This window comes from Cutibacterium modestum (assembly GCF_008326345.1).
Lineage (GTDB): Bacteria > Actinomycetota > Actinomycetes > Propionibacteriales > Propionibacteriaceae > Cutibacterium > Cutibacterium modestum.
The window spans coordinates 225,309-242,529 of record NZ_BJEN01000001.1; the positions used below are offsets into that span (position 1 = coordinate 225,309).

The 17,221-nt window shown below is 60.0% G+C and carries 18 protein-coding genes; 2 read left to right on the forward strand and 16 right to left on the reverse strand.

All coding sequences use genetic code 11. The features are described from left to right. Positions 1 to 4 precede the first annotated feature (4 nt). From rpoZ to efp, 5 genes are all read right to left on the reverse strand, one after another. A complete protein-coding gene (gene rpoZ, locus F1563_RS01155; protein WP_002516821.1) occupies positions 5 to 352 on the reverse strand; it encodes a DNA-directed RNA polymerase subunit omega in 348 nt (115 codons plus the stop codon). A 20-nt stretch (positions 353 to 372) separates the two neighbouring features. After that, positions 373 to 972: a guanylate kinase gene (gene gmk, locus F1563_RS01160; RefSeq protein ID WP_002526805.1), complete on the reverse strand. Its 600-nt coding sequence runs from the start codon at positions 970 to 972 to the stop codon at positions 373 to 375. Between the two features lie 63 nt (positions 973 to 1,035). Beyond that, the gene (gene mihF, locus F1563_RS01165) at positions 1,036 to 1,368 is read right to left on the reverse strand and encodes an integration host factor, actinobacterial type (RefSeq protein ID WP_002526806.1); all 333 of its coding nucleotides are present in this window, start codon (positions 1,366 to 1,368) and stop codon (positions 1,036 to 1,038) included. Between the two features lie 79 nt (positions 1,369 to 1,447). Continuing rightward, positions 1,448 to 2,239 carry a transcription antitermination factor NusB gene (nusB, locus tag F1563_RS01170; protein WP_172623545.1) on the reverse strand — a complete coding sequence of 264 codons (792 nt, stop codon included), beginning with the start codon at positions 2,237 to 2,239 and terminating at the stop codon, positions 1,448 to 1,450. Then, positions 2,236 to 2,805, reverse strand: coding sequence for an elongation factor P (gene efp, locus F1563_RS01175; RefSeq protein ID WP_002526808.1), 570 nt, complete (start codon positions 2,803 to 2,805; stop codon positions 2,236 to 2,238). Before efp ends, nusB begins: the two co-directional genes overlap by 4 nt. A 335-nt stretch (positions 2,806 to 3,140) precedes the next feature. Between efp and ppk2 the strand changes: the two genes are divergently transcribed. After that, positions 3,141 to 4,022 carry a polyphosphate kinase 2 gene (gene ppk2 / locus F1563_RS01180; RefSeq protein WP_002526809.1) on the forward strand — a complete coding sequence of 294 codons (882 nt, stop codon included), beginning with the start codon at positions 3,141 to 3,143 and terminating at the stop codon, positions 4,020 to 4,022. On the opposite strand, the gene F1563_RS01185 is transcribed toward ppk2, so the two are convergent. Then, the gene (locus F1563_RS01185) at positions 4,019 to 4,252 is read right to left on the reverse strand and encodes a hypothetical protein (RefSeq protein ID WP_002533739.1); all 234 of its coding nucleotides are present in this window, start codon (positions 4,250 to 4,252) and stop codon (positions 4,019 to 4,021) included. The genes ppk2 and F1563_RS01185 overlap by 4 nt on opposite strands. Between F1563_RS01185 and F1563_RS01190 the strand changes: the two genes are divergently transcribed. Beyond that, the gene (locus F1563_RS01190) at positions 4,239 to 5,288 is read left to right on the forward strand and encodes a CapA family protein (RefSeq protein WP_002526810.1); all 1,050 of its coding nucleotides are present in this window, start codon (positions 4,239 to 4,241) and stop codon (positions 5,286 to 5,288) included. The two genes, F1563_RS01185 and F1563_RS01190, sit on opposite strands and share 14 nt — an antisense overlap. 4 nt (positions 5,289 to 5,292) lie before the next feature. On the opposite strand, the gene F1563_RS01195 is transcribed toward F1563_RS01190, so the two are convergent. The 10 genes from F1563_RS01195 to aspS all read right to left on the reverse strand — a co-directional run bounded on the left by F1563_RS01195 (position 5,293) and on the right by aspS (position 17,113). After that, the gene (locus F1563_RS01195; protein ID WP_002526811.1) at positions 5,293 to 6,378 is read right to left on the reverse strand and encodes a 3-dehydroquinate synthase family protein; all 1,086 of its coding nucleotides are present in this window, start codon (positions 6,376 to 6,378) and stop codon (positions 5,293 to 5,295) included. Beyond that, positions 6,375 to 6,884: a shikimate kinase gene (locus F1563_RS01200; RefSeq protein WP_002526812.1), complete on the reverse strand. Its 510-nt coding sequence runs from the start codon at positions 6,882 to 6,884 to the stop codon at positions 6,375 to 6,377. Before F1563_RS01200 ends, F1563_RS01195 begins: the two co-directional genes overlap by 4 nt. Further along, positions 6,881 to 8,077, reverse strand: a complete 1,197-nt coding sequence (aroC, locus tag F1563_RS01205; RefSeq protein ID WP_002526813.1) for a chorismate synthase — start codon at positions 8,075 to 8,077, stop codon at positions 6,881 to 6,883. Before aroC ends, F1563_RS01200 begins: the two co-directional genes overlap by 4 nt. A 12-nt stretch (positions 8,078 to 8,089) precedes the next feature. Continuing rightward, entirely contained in the window at positions 8,090 to 8,896 is an 807-nt protein-coding gene (locus tag F1563_RS01210; protein WP_036958236.1) for a shikimate dehydrogenase family protein, read from the reverse strand. Between the two features lie 31 nt (positions 8,897 to 8,927). Further along, on the reverse strand, positions 8,928 to 10,037 hold the full coding sequence (gene mltG, locus F1563_RS01215; protein ID WP_002526815.1) for an endolytic transglycosylase MltG: 1,110 nt from the start codon (positions 10,035 to 10,037) through the stop codon (positions 8,928 to 8,930). Continuing rightward, positions 10,034 to 10,516, reverse strand: coding sequence for a Holliday junction resolvase RuvX (ruvX, locus tag F1563_RS01220; protein ID WP_002526816.1), 483 nt, complete (start codon positions 10,514 to 10,516; stop codon positions 10,034 to 10,036). Before ruvX ends, mltG begins: the two co-directional genes overlap by 4 nt. Further along, positions 10,513 to 13,191, reverse strand: coding sequence for an alanine--tRNA ligase (gene alaS / locus F1563_RS01225; RefSeq protein ID WP_002526817.1), 2,679 nt, complete (start codon positions 13,189 to 13,191; stop codon positions 10,513 to 10,515). Before alaS ends, ruvX begins: the two co-directional genes overlap by 4 nt. A 150-nt stretch (positions 13,192 to 13,341) precedes the next feature. Then, a complete protein-coding gene (locus F1563_RS01230; protein ID WP_002526818.1) occupies positions 13,342 to 13,803 on the reverse strand; it encodes a DUF948 domain-containing protein in 462 nt (153 codons plus the stop codon). After that, a complete protein-coding gene (locus F1563_RS01235) occupies positions 13,800 to 15,185 on the reverse strand; it encodes a replication-associated recombination protein A (protein WP_002526819.1) in 1,386 nt (461 codons plus the stop codon). The genes F1563_RS01230 and F1563_RS01235 overlap by 4 nt, the downstream gene beginning before the upstream one ends. A gap of 107 nt (positions 15,186 to 15,292) precedes the next feature. Further along, positions 15,293 to 17,113 (reverse strand): aspartate--tRNA ligase, encoded by a 1,821-nt coding sequence (gene aspS, locus F1563_RS01240; protein WP_002526820.1) that lies wholly within the window; start codon positions 17,111 to 17,113, stop codon positions 15,293 to 15,295. Between the last annotated feature and the right edge of the window lie 108 nt (positions 17,114 to 17,221).

Genomic DNA, 17,221 nt, shown 5'->3' on the forward strand with positions numbered 1-17,221 from the left:
CAGATCATGCGTTCGGGTCAGCGAGATCAGCGAAGGGGTCGTCCAACTCAATAGCCGGGGCCTCTTGGGCCGCAGCGGCCTGGGCAGCGATCTCTTCGGCATCCATCTCGTGGGCTTCCACGACGCCGGCCTGGATCTCACGCATGGCGATAGATAGTGGTTTCTCCTGGTTGGTCGTTTCCACTAGCGGGCCGACATTCTCTAGCAGGCCTTCTGCTAGTTGCGAGTAATACGCATTGATCTGACGGGCGCGCTTCGCCGCAAAAAGGACGAGGCGGTACTTCGAATCGACGTGCTCGAGGAGCTGGTCAATGGGCGGGTTGACGATGCCTTCAGGCGTGGTCTCGGTCAAGGAATGTCCTCCAGATATGGTCACAGACTCAGTAATTCTACCAGATGGGAAACGGCATGATCCACGGTATCGTTGACGACCACGGCGTCAAACTCATCGGCGTTGGCCAACTCCATCTTTGCAGTCTCCAGACGTTGTTTCTGCTGCTCCGGTGTCTCCGTGCCGCGGCCGACTAAGCGGCGGACTAACTCGCCCCATGACGGCGGCGCGAGGAAAATCTGGGTCGCTTGAGGATAGGTCTCGCGCACCTGGCGAGCTCCTTGCAGATCAATCTCCAAGATGACGGTGCGATTATCGGCAACTGCCTGTTCGACGGGGCCGCGTGGCGTGCCGTACCGGTGGCTGTTATGGACGGTGGCCCACTCGAGTAACCCGTCGCAGGCAACCAGCTTGTCGAACTGTTCTGGTGTGATGAAGTCGTAATCGATCCCGTCACGTTCTTTGGGGCGCGGCGGACGCGTAGTCACCGACCTGGAAACGACGATCTCTGGATGGCTACGGAGCAACGCTCCCACCACCGTCCCCTTACCGACTGCAGTAGGTCCGGAGACGACGGCCACCGGGACCGGGCCGTGATGACAAAGGCCTCGGGCCTGGGGAATGACGGGGTCGCAACTCATAGGGACACCCTAATGGTCTAATGCTCCACATAGCGACGCGGCCGTGCCCGGGGGCTAATCGCCTCAGGAACGTCGATCAAACTCCGCGCGCAGACCGGCGACCTGATGGCGCCCTAAGCCACGGATACGCCGGTTAGGAGCGATTTCGAGACGCTCCATGATTTCGGCTGCGCGCTTGTCTCCGACACGCGGCAGGGCTTTGAGCAGGTCGACGACCTTGATGTGAGCGAGTACCTCGTCGTTAGCGGCTTTATCGAGAACTTCAGACAAGGTTACGTCGCCGGAGCGAACCTTCGCTTTGAAGTCAGCGCGAACTCTCCTTGCCCGTGTCGCTGCTTCACGAGCAGCCGAAAGCTGTTCAGGTGAAAGGGTGGGTATGGACACGAGCCCCTCCAATCAAGTGTGCAGCGCTTCCGCGCAACAGTGGGAAATCTCCACCGGGGATCCGATGGAGACGTTCGGCACATTAGTCTGCTTAGTCACCTGTTGCGTCGGTTTTGTGGAGATCTGTGTCCAATTCGTAATCTTCTGAGGTTGAATGCTCTCCGCCGGTCAGATCAACGCTATTAGCGGAGTTCTCAAGATCGCCGGCGTTTCCGCTAGTCGCGTCCCCATTGTCCGCTTCGGCTGGGGAAAGGGCACTGTCTGCACCGCTAGGTATGGCCTCGACGTCGTCACCCTCGTTGAGCGACTGCTCACAATCCTCGTGCGGCTCTAGGGAGCTTGAGGGGATAGCGTCATCGGACGGCAGATCCTCGACACGGGCAGGCCCGTGAGAGATGACCGCACTAAGAAGCCCATTGAGGAACGGAGCTGAATCGTCAGTTGAGAACTCCTCGCTCAATTCGATTGCTTCCGAAATTACCGCTGGGTTCGGGGTATCTGTATGCAAGATCTCGAACGTGCCCAGGCGGGCGAGGATGCGATCCACCCGCGGCATTCGGTCCAGCGTCCAGCCTTCGGAAAGACAGTCAGCCAGGACTGAGTCAAGGCCTGCCTGGGTGGCAGCCACACCACGGACCAAATCAGCAGCGAATGGCCTGACTGGATTGATGAAGACACTTGGACGCGCTGCAAGAACCTCGAGAGGATCAGTGCCCATGAGGTCCGCTTCAAACAGGATGTCGAGAGCCTGTTTACGGGCTTTCGACCGGGTCGAGAGGTCCGCGTGTTTTTGGATGTCCCCGCTGGTGCGTCTGACCTCAAGGTCGCCGATCCTCTCGATGGGACCCTCGTCGTCAGGCATGGGAACGGTATTCGTGCTCACTTCTCGGAGATACGGCCGAGGTAATCGCCGGAACGGGTGTCGACCTTGACCTTTTCACCCATGGTGATGAACAGCGGCACCTGGATCTCACGGCCAGTTTCGAGGGTCGCAGGCTTAGTGCCACCGGTGGAACGGTCACCCTGCAGGCCCGGCTCGGTGTAGGTGATCTCCAACTCAACCGAGGCCGGCAGATCAATGTAGAGCGGGTTCCCCTCGTGCAGAGCCACAGTTGCGGTCTGATTCTCAAGTATGAAGTCCTTGGCGTCGCCGACAACTTCGGTCGGAATCGGCAACTGCTCATAGGTCGACTCATCCATGAAGATGTAGGCGTCGCCATCCTGGTAAAGGTACTGCATGTCGCGACGATCGACCTCAGCCGACTCAATCTTGACGTCGGAGTTAAAGGTGCGATCGACAACCTTCCCGCTCAGCACGTGCTTGAGCTTGGTACGCACGACGGTATTGCCCTTACCCGGCTTGTGGTGTTGGAACCAGATGACCGTCCACAGCTGGCCGTCGAGGTCGAGAACGGTGCCGTTCTTGATGTCATTGGTGGAGATAACCACAGGTCGGTCCCTTTCGGAGTCGTCAGATGGGAGATAAACGGGCGGGCTAGCCACGCTCGCCCATCCTTAACAAGTGTAGCGGAATCTTCACGCGCCCCGTTGCTTAGGAGAGCGTCACTTCAGCCAACCGGAGTCTCGACTGATGGGGTACTGCCACAAACCGGGTGGCCCGCGCGCTCGGCAGGTAGGCACCTGCTGGAGATCACGTCATTGTCCGTTTACCGTGAGGCTGCCCTACCGCGCCACATGCACGATAACGTGAGATTACGCACGATCTCGACTCTAGCGAGCTGGGAGCCAGTTTCGACCCCGCAACGGATTCCGACCAGCACTCATTGCGCGAATTCATTGACCTGGTCGCTGATGCCGGGTATGTCGTCGATTCCGATGAGCATGGCGACGATCCTGAACTCATCGCCCCTGACGGTTCAGCTGTGGAAACCTGGCACGAAGATTATCCGTACCCGAACCTCATGGATCGGCGCGAGTACGAAACCCAAAAGAGGTTGCTACAAATTGAGCTGCTCAAGCTCCAGTACTCCATCGATGACACCGGTGAACGTCACGTCATCGTCTTTGAAGGCCGTGATGCAGCCGGCAAAGGTGGAGCCATTAAGAGGTTCAGCGAACACCTCAATCCCCGTCGCTGTCGCGTCGTCGCGCTTGACAAGCCGTCGGATCGTGAACTGGGCCAATGGAATTTCCAGCGTTATATTCAGCACCTCCCCACGACTGGAGAGATCGTGCTCTTCGACCGCTCATGGTACAACCGCGGTGGCGTCGAGCGGGTTATGGGTTTTTGCACCGATGAAGAGCATCGGATCTTCCTTCGCCAAGCGCCGATTCTTGAAGAGATGATGATCGAATCAGGCATTCATGTGACGAAGTTCTGGTTCTCGGTTACCCGGCAGGAGCAGCGTACCCGGTTCGCAATTCGTCAGCTTGATCCAGTTCGTCGCTGGAAGCTCTCCCCGATGGACTTGGAGTCGCTGGGGCGCTGGGACGATTACACCCGTGCCAAAGAGGAGATGTTCGCCGCGACCGACACCGATGCCGCGCCGTGGATATGTGTCAAGTCCAATGATAAGAAGCGCGCACGTCTTAATGCGATGAGGTATTTCTTGTTGCAATATGATTATGAAGGCAAGGATGCGGACGTTGTCGGACAGCCCGATCCGAGGTTGGTGCGTCGGGCCCGAGACATGGTTGGAGACTAAATGATTCTGCCTCGACGAGGATGGACTGTAGCTGCCCTAGCCACCGGACTCGCGGCCAGCGGATGCGCGACGGCACCCCCGCCTGACGACGCCGCCGTACCTGTCCCTGTGGCCTCATCAGCCGCGTCGAAGCCCTCCTTCACACCGTCGCACTCGACCGCTGGTAAGCCTGCGGCCTCTGGATCCACACCTACGACGGTGACGTTCGCTACACCCTTGAAGGCAGCCACAGCTCAGCCCTCGATTCATCGCAGAGTCGACGGATCGCTGACGGTCACCGTCTCTGGTGACCTGCTCTGGCACCCTTCCACATGGCGCACGGCACGGGAGGATGGCCATGGAAAGAATGACTTCGCGCCCATATTCGGAACCGTTGCGCCTATTCTCCGCAACGCCGACGTGTCAATCTGTCACGAAGAGGTACCCGTTGCCCCTAAAGGTTCTCGATACTCCGGCTATCCAGAGTTCGGGGTGCCCACTGAGATCGCCAAGGCGATCGCTACTGTCGGGTTTGATGCCTGCAGTACTGCCTCGAATCACTCCTTTGACCGTGGATTCCCTGGTCTGAAGGCCACCCTTGATGCCCTGGACGCCGCGCACGTTAAGTATTCCGGCACAGCCCGAACTCAGGCTGAGGCTGAACGGCCCGTTATCGTGACAGGTAGCAACGGCCTCAAGCTGGGGCTGGTTTCCGGGACTTATGGCCTTAACGGGTCAACCCCACCTAAGAGCACATCATGGGCGTGGAGCGACATCGAGGCAGACCACCTCATTAAGAGGGCGGAGGCGGCCAAGAAGGCTGGCGCCGACATCGTCATCGTCGCGGCCCACTCTGGCCTCGAATATCACCACGAACCTACGCAGGAGCAGGTCCGGCTAGCACGGCGCCTAACCGCGTCCCCTGCCATCGACATGGTCTACTGCCACCACAGCCATGTCGTTGAGCCGTGGACGCGGATGAACGGCAAACTTGTCATGTATGGGCTGGGCAATTTCGTCGCCCAGCAGTCTTCTCGCATGCCTGGCACCAATGAAGGAGTCGTTGGTCGGGTCACGTTCAGGGTGCGGTCTGGGAAAGTCTCAACGACGAAGGCCGAGTACATCCCGATTTTCATCGGTTCTAAGAGCGACGGTCCGATCCGGGTTCATGCCGTCGACACTGAGCTCAAGTCGGGCATGGGAAACCAAGTAAAACTCAAGGCTACTCAACGGGATGTCTCCAGAGCCGTCAAATTGCTTGGGATCGGCGGCGTTACCGAGGCCTAATGATTTACCTCGCAGAGCACTTGTCGAAGCACTCGGCCAATGCAGCCTCGTCCGGGTTAACGATCATGGCAACCTGACCGGGCTTGCGGATACCGACAAATCGCAGTACCCGACGCCCGGTTTGCGGATCTACCCTAGCTTTTTTGTCCAGATTCATTGTCCTGCGCAGATCTGCCCACTTGACGCCGTCACAGGTAACGGGCAATCCGATCCCAGAGAGGATGGTTCGGGTGCGCCCGAGGACCTCATCAGATAGTCCGAGGTACCGGTGCGACAGCTCCGCCGCAAAAACCATGCCCACCGCGTCGGCCTCACCATGACGCCACGTGAAATGCTTGAAGGCCTCGATAGCGTGGGCCAAGGTGTGACCGTAGTTGAGTCTCTCGCGCCCGACCTCGCCACCCGATGACGTTCGCTCGTGCAGATCCACGCTCACCACGCCAGCCTTGACGGCTATTGCACGCGTTAGCACCTCAACGAAAGTCTCGGATGTGACGTCGAGGACCGCCTGGGCATCGTTGGAGATGAGATTAAGGATCACCGGGTCGTCGATGAACCCGCACTTGACGATCTCTGCCAGACCAGAACGCACCTCTCGCGCGGGCAGGGTCGTCAGCAAGTCCGTATCGCACAGTACGCCAATGGGTTCGTAGAAGGCGCCAACAAGGTTCTTCCCGGCAGGAATGTTGATGCCAGTCTTGCCACCGATCGCGGCGTCCGCCATAGCCAACACCGTCGTCGGAACGTGGATGACGTCAATCCCCCGCATCCACGTAGCGGCCAGGAACCCCGCAACATCAGTAGTGGCTCCTCCCCCAAACCCAACAATGACGTCCCCGCGAGTCATGCTGGCCTCAGCCAACCTACGCCAACTATCGACGAGAACCTCGGGTGTTTTGGCGGCCTCGGCGTCGGGAATCTCGATGACCACGGGTTCGTCAAGGCCAAGACGTGAGACCAGACGTACCAAGGTATGCGGGCACACCACGGCTGCCCGGCGTCCTGCCACCAAGCCAGCCAACTCGTGGGCTGCTCCCGAACCAATCTTCACCTGGTAGGGCTGTGCCGTGGCTACCTCAGCGAGTTTCACGACTCCCCCTCTAAGTCGGCTAGTTCGGACACAATGACATCCACGACTTGTTCCGGTGACAGCGTGTCAGTCATCACCCGGATCGTTGCGGGACGCTGATACACCGCTCGCCTGTCCTTCATCAGCCGCACCAACTGCGAATGCACCTGGCTTCCCAACAGAGGGCGACCGGTGTCCTTGAGCCCGACGCGATCGGCGGCGGTTCGAGCCGAGACGTCCAGCCAGACCACGCATGCTTGGTCAAGCACTTTCCCGACCTCGACGTCGACCGGGGCTCCCCCGCCCAGGGAAACCACCCCGCCGCGCTCAATGGCGGTGAGGGTCTCCCGTCTTTCGACGTTGCGAAAATACGGTTCCCCCTCAACGAGGAAAATCTCCGGAATGTCGCGTCCCTCAACCTGCTCAATTAAGGCATCGACGTCGATGAACTCTTCGCCAAGGCGCTCAGCCAGCAATGGCCCGACGGTCGACTTTCCTGACCCAGGGGCACCGATGAGGGCTATCACGGGGCCACCGCCAGACCACGTTCGGCGAGACGATCCAGGTACGCCTGCGCATTGCGATGGGTCTCGGCCACCGAGTCTCCGCCAAATTTCTCCAGAGCACACTCAGCCAACACCAGTGCGACCATAGCCTCAGCCACCACACCGGCGGCAGGAACCGCACACACGTCGGAACGCTGGTGGTGGGCCTTGGCGGCCTGGCCGGTGACCACGTCAACGGTCGGTAGTGCCCGCGGAACGGTGGCAATCGGTTTCATGGCTGCACGCACCCGTAATACCTGACCGGTCGACATACCGCCCTCAGTGCCACCGGCGTGGTCGCTCATTCGGTGGATACCGGCCTGAGTCGGCTCCATCCAGTCATGAGCTTGCGATCCTCGGCGATGGGCCAGGTCGAAACCGTCACCGAGCTCGACTCCCTTAATAGCCTGAATGCCCATCAGAGCTCCGGCAAGACGGGCGTCGAGTCGCCGATCCCCCTGACTATGCGATCCCAACCCAGCCGGTACACCGTAAGCGAGCACCTCGACGACACCTCCCAGGGTGTCGCCTTCTTTGCGGCAGACCTCGATTTCCGCGACCATGCGCTTACTCGTGGCCGGATCGGCGCACCGTACTGAATCCGAGTCAATACGTGGTAGGTCGTCAGGCCCCGGATGCAGACCGTTCGGGGCAGCGACAGGCCCCAGGGACACCACGTGGGACAGCACGTCGACGTCAAGAGCCTGCTTAAGGAAGGCCTTCGCAATCGCACCTAATGCCACTCGGGCAGCCGTCTCACGGGCGGAAGCGCGCTCTAGGACTGGCCGGGCTTCATCGAAGTCGTATTTCTGCATACCAGCTAGATCAGCATGGCCTGGACGAGGTCGCGTGAGCGCGGCTGCACGAGCTTGACCTGCTAATTCCTCGGAGGTCACCGGTCCGGGAGCCATGGCGGTGCGCCACTTCCTCCATTCCGAATTGTCGATCCGAATCGCAATGGGATCACCTAAAGTCTCGCCATGGCGGAATCCTGCAATCAGCTCCAACTCGTCGGCCTCGAAAGACATGCGGGCTCCTCGCCCGGCTCCGAGACGACGGCGTCGCAATTCCTCGGAAATCTCCACAGCCCCGACGCGGACATGCGCGGGAATACCCTCCATCGTCGCGACGAGAGCAGGGCCGTGAGACTCCCCGGCAGTGAGATAACGCAGCATGGACCCAGTCTTTCAAAGGCCGACGCGCTCGACCAGCGCGTTCTGCGCGGTGGACCTTAAGACGTCCATTGGCACCCGGTGACCAGTCATGAGCTGCACCTGGTCGACCGCTTGTCCAGCGAGTAGATCCAGTCCGTCAATAACGGTGACACCAGTGACCTTGCCAGCGACAGCCACAGGTGTCGGCCAAAGGTCATAGACGACGTCAAAGACTGCGTCAGCCCGAGCAGTAAGGTCTTTAGCACGTGTCATGAGGGATCTGGCTGGAACCGTCGAGACCATGAGATCGCACCGCGGGGGTTCCGAATCGAAAGGTAACCAGGCGACGTGAGCGCCGAGATCATCAGCGAGCTTAAGGATCTCTGTAGATCGTTCACGCGAGCGCGACATCACGACGACTTCGCCCGCTCCCATTCCAATGACAGCCGCAACAACAGACCGGGCCGTTGCACCCGCCCCTAGCATGGCAACCTTCTCGACCTCAGTCACTCCCCTGGCACGAAGCGCAACTTCTGCCCCCGTGACGTCGGTATTTCGGACAATGGTTCTGCCATCGCGACGGACCCAGGTATTTGCCGCTCCCAACAAGTCGACCGTCGCGTCAGTCTCCCCCAGCTCGACCAGATCGACCTTGTGGGGCATCGTCACTGACAATCCTCGCCAGGAATCGTCAAGGCTAGCGATGAAGGCCCGCAAGCCGCCAGGCTCGACGTCGATGACCTGGTAGGACCAGTCTAGGTCGAGGAGCTGGTACGCGGCGCAGTGGATTGCCGGGGACAAAGAGTGAGCAACCGGATGGCCGACCACCGCACAGCGCATCATCAGTTCTCCTCTATCAGTGCGTGCTGACTTAGCACCTACCCGTGTGAGCCTGGCACCAAGCTTGGAATTTCTTGACGTTTTTCTCGTGCTCGGCAAGTGTTTTAGAGTACGCCGTAGTGCCCTTGTCGGGATCCGTGACAACCCAATAGAAGTAGTCACTCCTAATGGGCGTTACAGCTGCCTCCATGGATGCCGCACCGGGATTGTCGATAGGGGTAGGCGGCAAGTCATTGTGCAGGTACGTATTGTACGGAGAATCCTTGGCACGCTGCTCGTCGGTCGTCGTCAGCTTGCCCTCAGCGTGGTTGGCGTAAAGCACCGTGGCATCTGACTCCAACTTCATACCCTGTTGGAGACGGTTATAGATAATCCCGGCGACCATCTGCATGTCTTTAGGCTTCTTGGCCTCTCTTTCCAAGATAGAGGCAACGATGAGAGCATCGTAAGGACTGCGCTTAATAGTCTGAGCCTGGCCAATGAAGTTCATCGTATTAACCTGCTTGGCGAACTGATTCGTTTGCATCTGCAGGATCTCCAATGGGGTTGGATTCGACCCCACCTCATAGGTGTCGGGAAAGAGAAAGCCCTCTGGACGCCCGTTGGCCCAGACTGGCAGACCCAGCTTCGCAGTTTGCTTATACGCATTCTTGAAGCTGTTGGCTGGCATCGTGGTTCCCTTGGCCATGATCCCAAACTGCTGCTCTGCGGTTAAGCCCTCGGGGAGGGTGACACGGGTGCGCTGGATATTATCTGGGTTGCCGAGGATAGAGATGGCCTTAGTAGCGCTCATATGAGTTTTGAGCTTGTACTGGCCGGCCTGAATGGTGACGTCAGATTCTGACTCGCGAAGGGCCTTATTGTACGCCTTCGTTGACTTAATGACGTCGTTATCGAGCAGAATCGAACCAACCTCACTCACCGATGCGCCAGCAGGTACCCGAATCAAGACGTCTTTCTCGCCATCTCCGAGGTAGTCGTCAGCAGACTTGTAGGAGATGTAGCCGTCGTAGACTTTCATGCCGACGAAGACACACCCGCCGACGAGCACGGCCAAGGAAAGGATGACGGCGACAGCGCTGCGAAGTTTGTACCAGAACTCCGCCTTAGGGTCATCGTGCTCGTCGAATGGTCCGCTCACGAATCCGCACCTCCTGTCGTCGTCTCCGGTCGAGCCGACCGGACTTGCTCCAACACGTCCTCCAGTATGGCCACAGCAGCAGCTTGATCAATCACGCCACGCTGTTGACGCGCGTTGCGTCCGGCATCGTGAAGTGCCCGGGCCGCGGTACGTGTGGTCATTCTCTCATCTACCCAGCGCACCGGAATTGGGCTAATGGCCTCGGCCAACTGGCGTCCGGCATCCCGAATGTCTCGCGCGGCTAATTGCTCGGTACCGTTGAGGGCCACCGGAAGTCCCATGATGACCTCAACCGGTTCGTACTCGGCAACAATCTCGGCCAAGCGCTGCATGGGGCGGTTAGCGGTCTGCACCGTCTCGACGGGGAACGCCAGAATCGCGTCGCGGTCACTCGCGGCCACGCCAATTCGTGCCTTTCCCCAATCAATGGCAAGCCTTACACCGCGCAGCGACGTGTCCGGACGCTCGGCGGGGGTCACAGCGCGGTCAGCTCAGTGTCAACGGCACGCAGAGCGGCATCAATTCCGGCAGAGTCGCTGCCAGCTCCCTGGGCCATGTCGTCCCTACCGCCACCGCGGCCACCAATCCGGGCAATGCCAGCCTTGATGAGGGCGCCTGCTTTGGCGCCAGCAGCGCGTGCGGACTCGGTAGCGGCGACGATCATGGCCGGCTTGTCATCGGTGCCGCCGATAAGGGTAACGACGGCGGGGCGATCCTTGACGCGGCCCCGGACTTCGGAAGCAAGGGTGCGCAGATCGTTACCCACGACACCCGGAACTTTGGCAGCAATAAAGTCGAAGGATCCGGCCGAGGTGGCCCCGGCAACGATGTCATCGACTTGACTCATGAGCTCACGGGTTCTAGCAGCGGCGAGCTTGCGCTCGGCGTCTTTCAGATCGGTGACGAGCTTCGAGACACGGTCGGCGAGCTGGTCCGGTTGCACCTTGAGAATTCCGGTCAACTCGTTAACTAGCGTCCGCTCAGCCGCCATATGCCGGAAAGCATCAGTGGAGACGAGGGCCTCAACGCGACGGGTGCCCGAACCGACCGACTGCTCACCCAACAGACTCAGCATGCCGATGCGGCCAGTAGAGGCAACGTGAGTGCCACCACACAACTCGCGCGACCATGGGCCCGCTAGTTCGACGACGCGCACGATCGGCGGGTATTTCTCGCCGAACATGGCCATCGCTCCCATGGCTTTGGCATCCTCCAACGGCATTTGGGTGTCAGTGACCTCGAAGTCGTCATGAATGGCAACGTTGCAACGCTCTTCGATCTCGTCCTTCAGGGAGTCTGAAAGACCCTTAGTAGCGGAGAAGTCGAAGCGCAGGTACCCAGGCTTGTTATAGGAGCCAGCCTGGGTAGCCGACGGCCCCACGATTTCACGTAGAGCAGCGTGGATGACATGGGTAGCGGTATGGGCCTGGCAGGCCCCAAACCGAGTGGTCGGGTTAACCACGGCCGTCACCTGATCACCAACGGCCAGATCGCCGTCAAGATGCACCTTGTGGACGATCAAGCCTGGTACAGGACGCTGCACGTCAAGAACTTCAAGATCGAACCCGTTGGCGCGGATAATGCCGGAGTCAGAATCCTGTCCACCCATCTCGGCATAGAACGGGGTCTCGGCCAGCACAACTTCGACAACCGATCCAGGTCCAGCAGCCGTCACAGAGGTGCCATTGGCGATGATGCCAGTAACGGTGGTGTTGACCGTTAGGTCGGTATAACCGAGGAATGGGGTCTCACCGAGGGCGCGAATCTGGGCGTAGGCCTCCGGGTCCGTGAGCAGACCCTTCTTTGTCTTGGAGTCAGCCTTGGCGCGGGCGCGTTGCTCAGCCATGAGGGCAGTGAACTTGTCGCGGTCCACCTCTAGTCCCTGTTCGGCCGCCATTTCGAGAGTGAGGTCGATCGGGAACCCATAGGTGTCGTGGAGCTGGAAGGCCTTCTCCCCCGAGAGGGTCTTTGATCCGGAGACCTTAGTATCGATCACCGCTGCGTCGAGCATGGCGGTACCCGCACTCAGGGTGCGTCGGAAGGTCTCCTCCTCCGCTGTGGCGGCGCTGATGACGCGGTCCCACTCGGTAAGCACGTCGGGGAAGGAATCGGCCATGAGGTCACGGGAGACCGGAAGTAACTCGGGCAGTACTGGATCCGCCACGCCGAGCAAACGCATGGCCCGGACGACACGACGCAGCAGACGACGCAACACGTATCCGCGCGCCTCGTTACCGGGGGTGACTCCGTCGGTCATGAGCATGAGACCGGAACGGACGTGGTCGGCAACCACACGCAGCCGGATGTCGTCGTCGTGGTTAGCGCCATAACGCTTGCCCGACATCTCGGAAGCCTTCGCAATAACGGGGAAGACCTGGTCGGTCTCGTACATGTTGTCAACACCCTGGAGCAGGTAGGCAATACGCTCGAGACCGGCGCCGGTGTCAATGTTCAAACTGCGCAACGGACCGGCGATGTCGAAGTCGTCCTTAGCGCGCACTGCCGAGAGATCTTCGGTCTCGAACACGAGGTTCCAGATCTCAAGGTAACGGTCCTCATCTGCCTCCGGGCCGCCATCGGGGCCATAGGCTGGACCGCGGTCGATGTAAATTTCCGAGCACGGACCACCGGGGCCCGGAACCCCCATATGCCAGTAGTTGTCTTTGAGGGAGCGACCCTGAATATGCCCGTCGGGGACACCCGCGGCACGCCACGCTTCGCGCGCTTCAATGTCGCCCTCCGGGTAGTCAGGGTGGAATCCAGGTCCGAGAACCGTCACCCAGATGCTGGACGGGTCGAAGCCCAGACCGCCCTGATCTGCTGGTTTAGTGACGAGCTCCCATGCGTACTGAATAGCTTCACTCTTGAAGTAGTCACCGAAGGAGAAGTTACCCAGCATCTGGAAGAAAGTGCCGTGACGGGTGGTCTTGCCAACCTCATCGATGTCTAGGGTACGCACGCACTTCTGGATGCTGGTAGCACGCTTCCATGGGGAAGGCTCGGTGCCCATCAGATAAGGCTTGAACGGCACCATGCCGGCGTTCACGAACAGCAGAGTGGGGTCGTTGTAGAGCAGCGAGGCGCTCGGCACTACGGTGTGGCCCTTACCTGCAAAGAAGTCGACGAAGCGCTGTCCGATCTCCGCTGTTCTCATACCTAGCCCTTCTTGACGTGGTCGCTCTTTGTGGCCCGTAGGAGCCGTCCCATGTCGGGACACCGCCCCCCAACCCTACCCGCACGCGTGGCAGGCCACACCTCACCGCGCCACAGGATTTTTGGGGGGCGCTTACTTGCTTCTCCCAGATCAGTCCTGGTTGGTGCCGTCTCTGGCCGCAGTGGCGCTGTGGCTTACCTCGGCAGGACTAGCCGTATTCCCAACCTGGGACTGGCGCGCTCGCCGCCTCGGACGCCGAATCGTCCGACGCACTCCCTCACCAAAGGCAGCAACTTTAACCATCGGCGTCCCGACGGTCTGGGTAAAGGTCTGAGCTAACTCGGCAGCCTGGCCAGTAACGACGGTGCCGTGCTCAGAAATTGTGTGGATGTCCTCGATTACCTGATCGAGCTTGGAAATCTCGCCGTTGGTGATGGCAACGGTGCTTTTGAGTTCCTCGAGGATCGGCACAGTGGACTTATCGACGTCACGGACAGTCTTGCGCACTTCGTCAAGGACACCGCCGAACTTAAGCAGCGGCACCGCGCACAGTGCGACAAGCACCACCGCCGCGAATGCCGCGATGAGTCCGGCTATCTGACCCAAGGTCATGACTTTTTCTCCTCAGAATCTCGCCCAAGCAGCACCCGTATCTGGCCCAGACGTTGTGCGATGGCAGCCTCGTTGCCATGATCGGTCGGCTCGTAATACCGGGTTGACGCAATGTCGTCTGGCAGATACTGCTGTTCGGCAACCCCATGTGGGAAATTGTGGGCGTAACGATATCCGACCCCATGGCCTAGATCGTGGGTCGATGAGTAATGGGCGTCACGCAAATGGGCGGGTACATCGCCTCCCTTTCCAGCGCGCACATCAGCTAGGGCCCCATCAATCGCGGTAATGACGGCGTTGGATTTCGGCGCGGTCGATGCGGCAATGGTGGCTTGGGCCAAGTTGAGGCGAGCCTCGGGCATCCCGATCAGTTGGACGGCCTGGGCAGCCGCGACACAGGTCTGCAGCACGCTAGGGGCGGCCATACCAATGTCCTCACTGGCAAGAATTACCAGACGCCGCGCAATAAAACGGGGGTCCTCCCCCGCCTCAATCATCCGGGCCAGATAGTGCAGGGCAGCGTCAACGTCGGAGCCTCGCACCGATTTAATAAAAGCGCTGATGACGTCGTAGTGCTGATCGCCGTTCCGGTCGTAGCGCACTGCGGCGCGATCTACGGCAGTAGAGACAATTGGGCTTGTGATCGTGTCAGTACTGGCAGCGCTGGCCCCAGCGGCGGCTTCCTCAAGATAGGTGAGGGCACGTCGTGCGTCTCCCCCGGCTAGTTGCAGCAAGTCGGCGCGGGCATCGTCCTCGAGGACGTAGAGTCCGTCGGACTCCGTTCGCAGGCCACGCGGATCGCTCAGGGCCCGATCGATCAATGATGAAATATCAGTATCAGTGAGCGGTTTGAGGGTCAGCAGCAAAGAACGCGACAATAGCGGGGAGATGACCGAAAAAGACGGGTTTTCGGTGGTTGCGGCGATCAGGGTCACGGTGCGGTTCTCCACCGCCGGGAGGAGGACGTCCTGCTGAGCCTTGGAGAAGCGGTGCACCTCGTCGACAAAGAGCACCGTCGGCTTTCCTAAGGCCAGCTGACGCCGAGCAGTGTCGAGTTCCCGACGGACGTCTTTGACCCCGGCCGTCACAGCTGAGATCTCCACGAAGCGTCGGTTTGTGGCGTGAGAGACGACAGAGGCGATCGTTGTCTTGCCAACTCCCGGAGGGCCCCATAAGAACACACTCATTGCTCCGGTCCCCTCGGCTAAGCGACGCAAAGGCGATCCGGAAGTCAGCAGATGTTGCTGACCGACGATCTCGTCAATGGTGCGCGGGCGGAGCCGAACTGCCAGCGGTGCGTCGGGGTTGGGAGTGTCCAGGGACCCGCCACTGGTCGCGTCAGATTGAGCCGACGTGACGTTGCCGAAGAGATCCTCACTCACTGTGGCACCATATCGCCGCGTCGCGACAGCGTGGTCCACGCGTATTCACCGAGTAACGTTCGGGCGGCGACTGATACCACCGCCGCCTGAACGCTACCATACGGTCGTCACTTCTTGGACTTGTCTGCCTCTTCATTCGAGGTTTGACCGCTGGAAGGCTTCTTCGGCCTAGCATCCACACCAGCTTCGCGCCGCTGCGCCGGGGAAATTGGCGCAGGGGCGGCCGTCAGCGGGTCGTAGCCATTACCAGTCTTCGGGAAGGCAATGACGTCGCGGATGGTCTCGAAGCCTCCCAGCAGCATGACTAGACGATCCAGGCCGAAAGCGATGCCGCCGTGGGGCGGGGCGCCAAACTTGAAAGCATCCAGGAGGAAGCCGAACTTTTTCTGCGCCTCCTCGGGGCCAATCCCCATGACGTTGAAGACCCGCTCCTGGATGTCGCGACGATGGATACGGATAGATCCGCCGCCTACCTCGTTGCCGTTGACGACGAAGTCATAAGCGTGCGCCAAAGCTGAACCCGGATCGGTGTCGAAGGTATCCAGGCAGTCCGGGGTTGGGCTGGTGAAGGCGTGGTGGACGGCAGTCCAAGCGCCGGCCCCAACGGCGACGTCGCCGGAAGCTTCGGCTTCTTTGGTGGGCTTAAACAACGGAGCGTCAACAACCCAACAGAAGGCCCAGTCAGCCGGATTGAAAAGTTCGCAACGACGGCCGATCTCCAGACGGGCGGCACCGAGTAGCTCCTGGGAGGAGGTTTTCGGTCCCGCAGCAAAGAAGATGGCATCGCCAGGCTTAGCGCCGACCACTTCAGCGATCCCCGCCTTCTCCTCATCAGAGATGTTCTTGGCAACCGGACCGCCAGGCACACCTTCGTCAGAGACCGTGATATAGGCTAAACCCTTGGCGCCGTGGGTGCGCGCCCACTCCTGCCAGGCATCGAACTGACGACGTGGCAAGGAGGCTCCACCGGGCATCACGACCGCACCGACATACGGAGCTTGAAAAACCCGGAACGGAGTGTTGGCAAAAAAGTCGGTGACCTCGATGATCTCGTTGCTGAAGCGTAGATCGGGCTTGTCAGAGCCGTATCGATCCATGGCCTCATGCCAGGTGATGCGAGGTATTGGCGTCGGCATGTCGACGCCAATGATCTTCCAGCAGGCTGCCATGGTCTCTTCGGCCAGCGCAATGACATCGTCCTGGTCAACGAAGCTCATCTCAATGTCAAGCTGGGTGAACTCAGGCTGACGATCGGCACGGAAGTCCTCGTCACGGTAGCAACGAGCGATCTGGTAATAGCGCTCCATGCCCGAGACCATGAGCAACTGTTTAAACAGCTGAGGGCTCTGCGGCAGGGCATACCAACAACCCGGGGCCAGACGAGCCGGAACCAGAAAGTCACGGGCACCCTCAGGGGTGGACCGAGTCAAGGTCGGGGTCTCGATGTCGTAAAAATTGTGACGGTCTAGCACTTCACGAATAGCGTGGGTCACTTGTGAACGCAGCACCAGAGCCTCATGCTGACGCGGACGGCGCAGGTCGAGATAGCGATACTTCAGACGGGCGTCTTCGCCAACGCTGACGTGCTCGTCGATCTGGAATGGCAGCGGTGCCGAGGGGTTGAGCACCTCAAGCTCGGAGATGGCGACCTCAATCTCACCAGTGGGTAGGTTCGGGTTGGCATTACCTTCTGGACGGGCCTCGACGAGACCGGTCAACTTGATGCAGTACTCGTTACGCAAGTCATGGGCACCCGAGGATTCCAGAATCTCGTCGCGGATGACTACTTGAGCTAGACCTGAGGCGTCGCGAAGATCGATGAAGGCGACGCCGCCGTGGTCACGCCGGTGCCCAACCCATCCGGCAAGAGTCACCACCTTGCCGATGTCGCTGGCTCGTAAGGTTCCTGCGTCATGGGTTCGCAGCACGTTTCATCCTTCCGTTGTTGCAGGCCACGCATAGACGGTACGGGCCGCAAGACAGCATACCGGCGGGCTATGGCCATCGTCATCCACGCCCGAAACGGATGCCCGCGA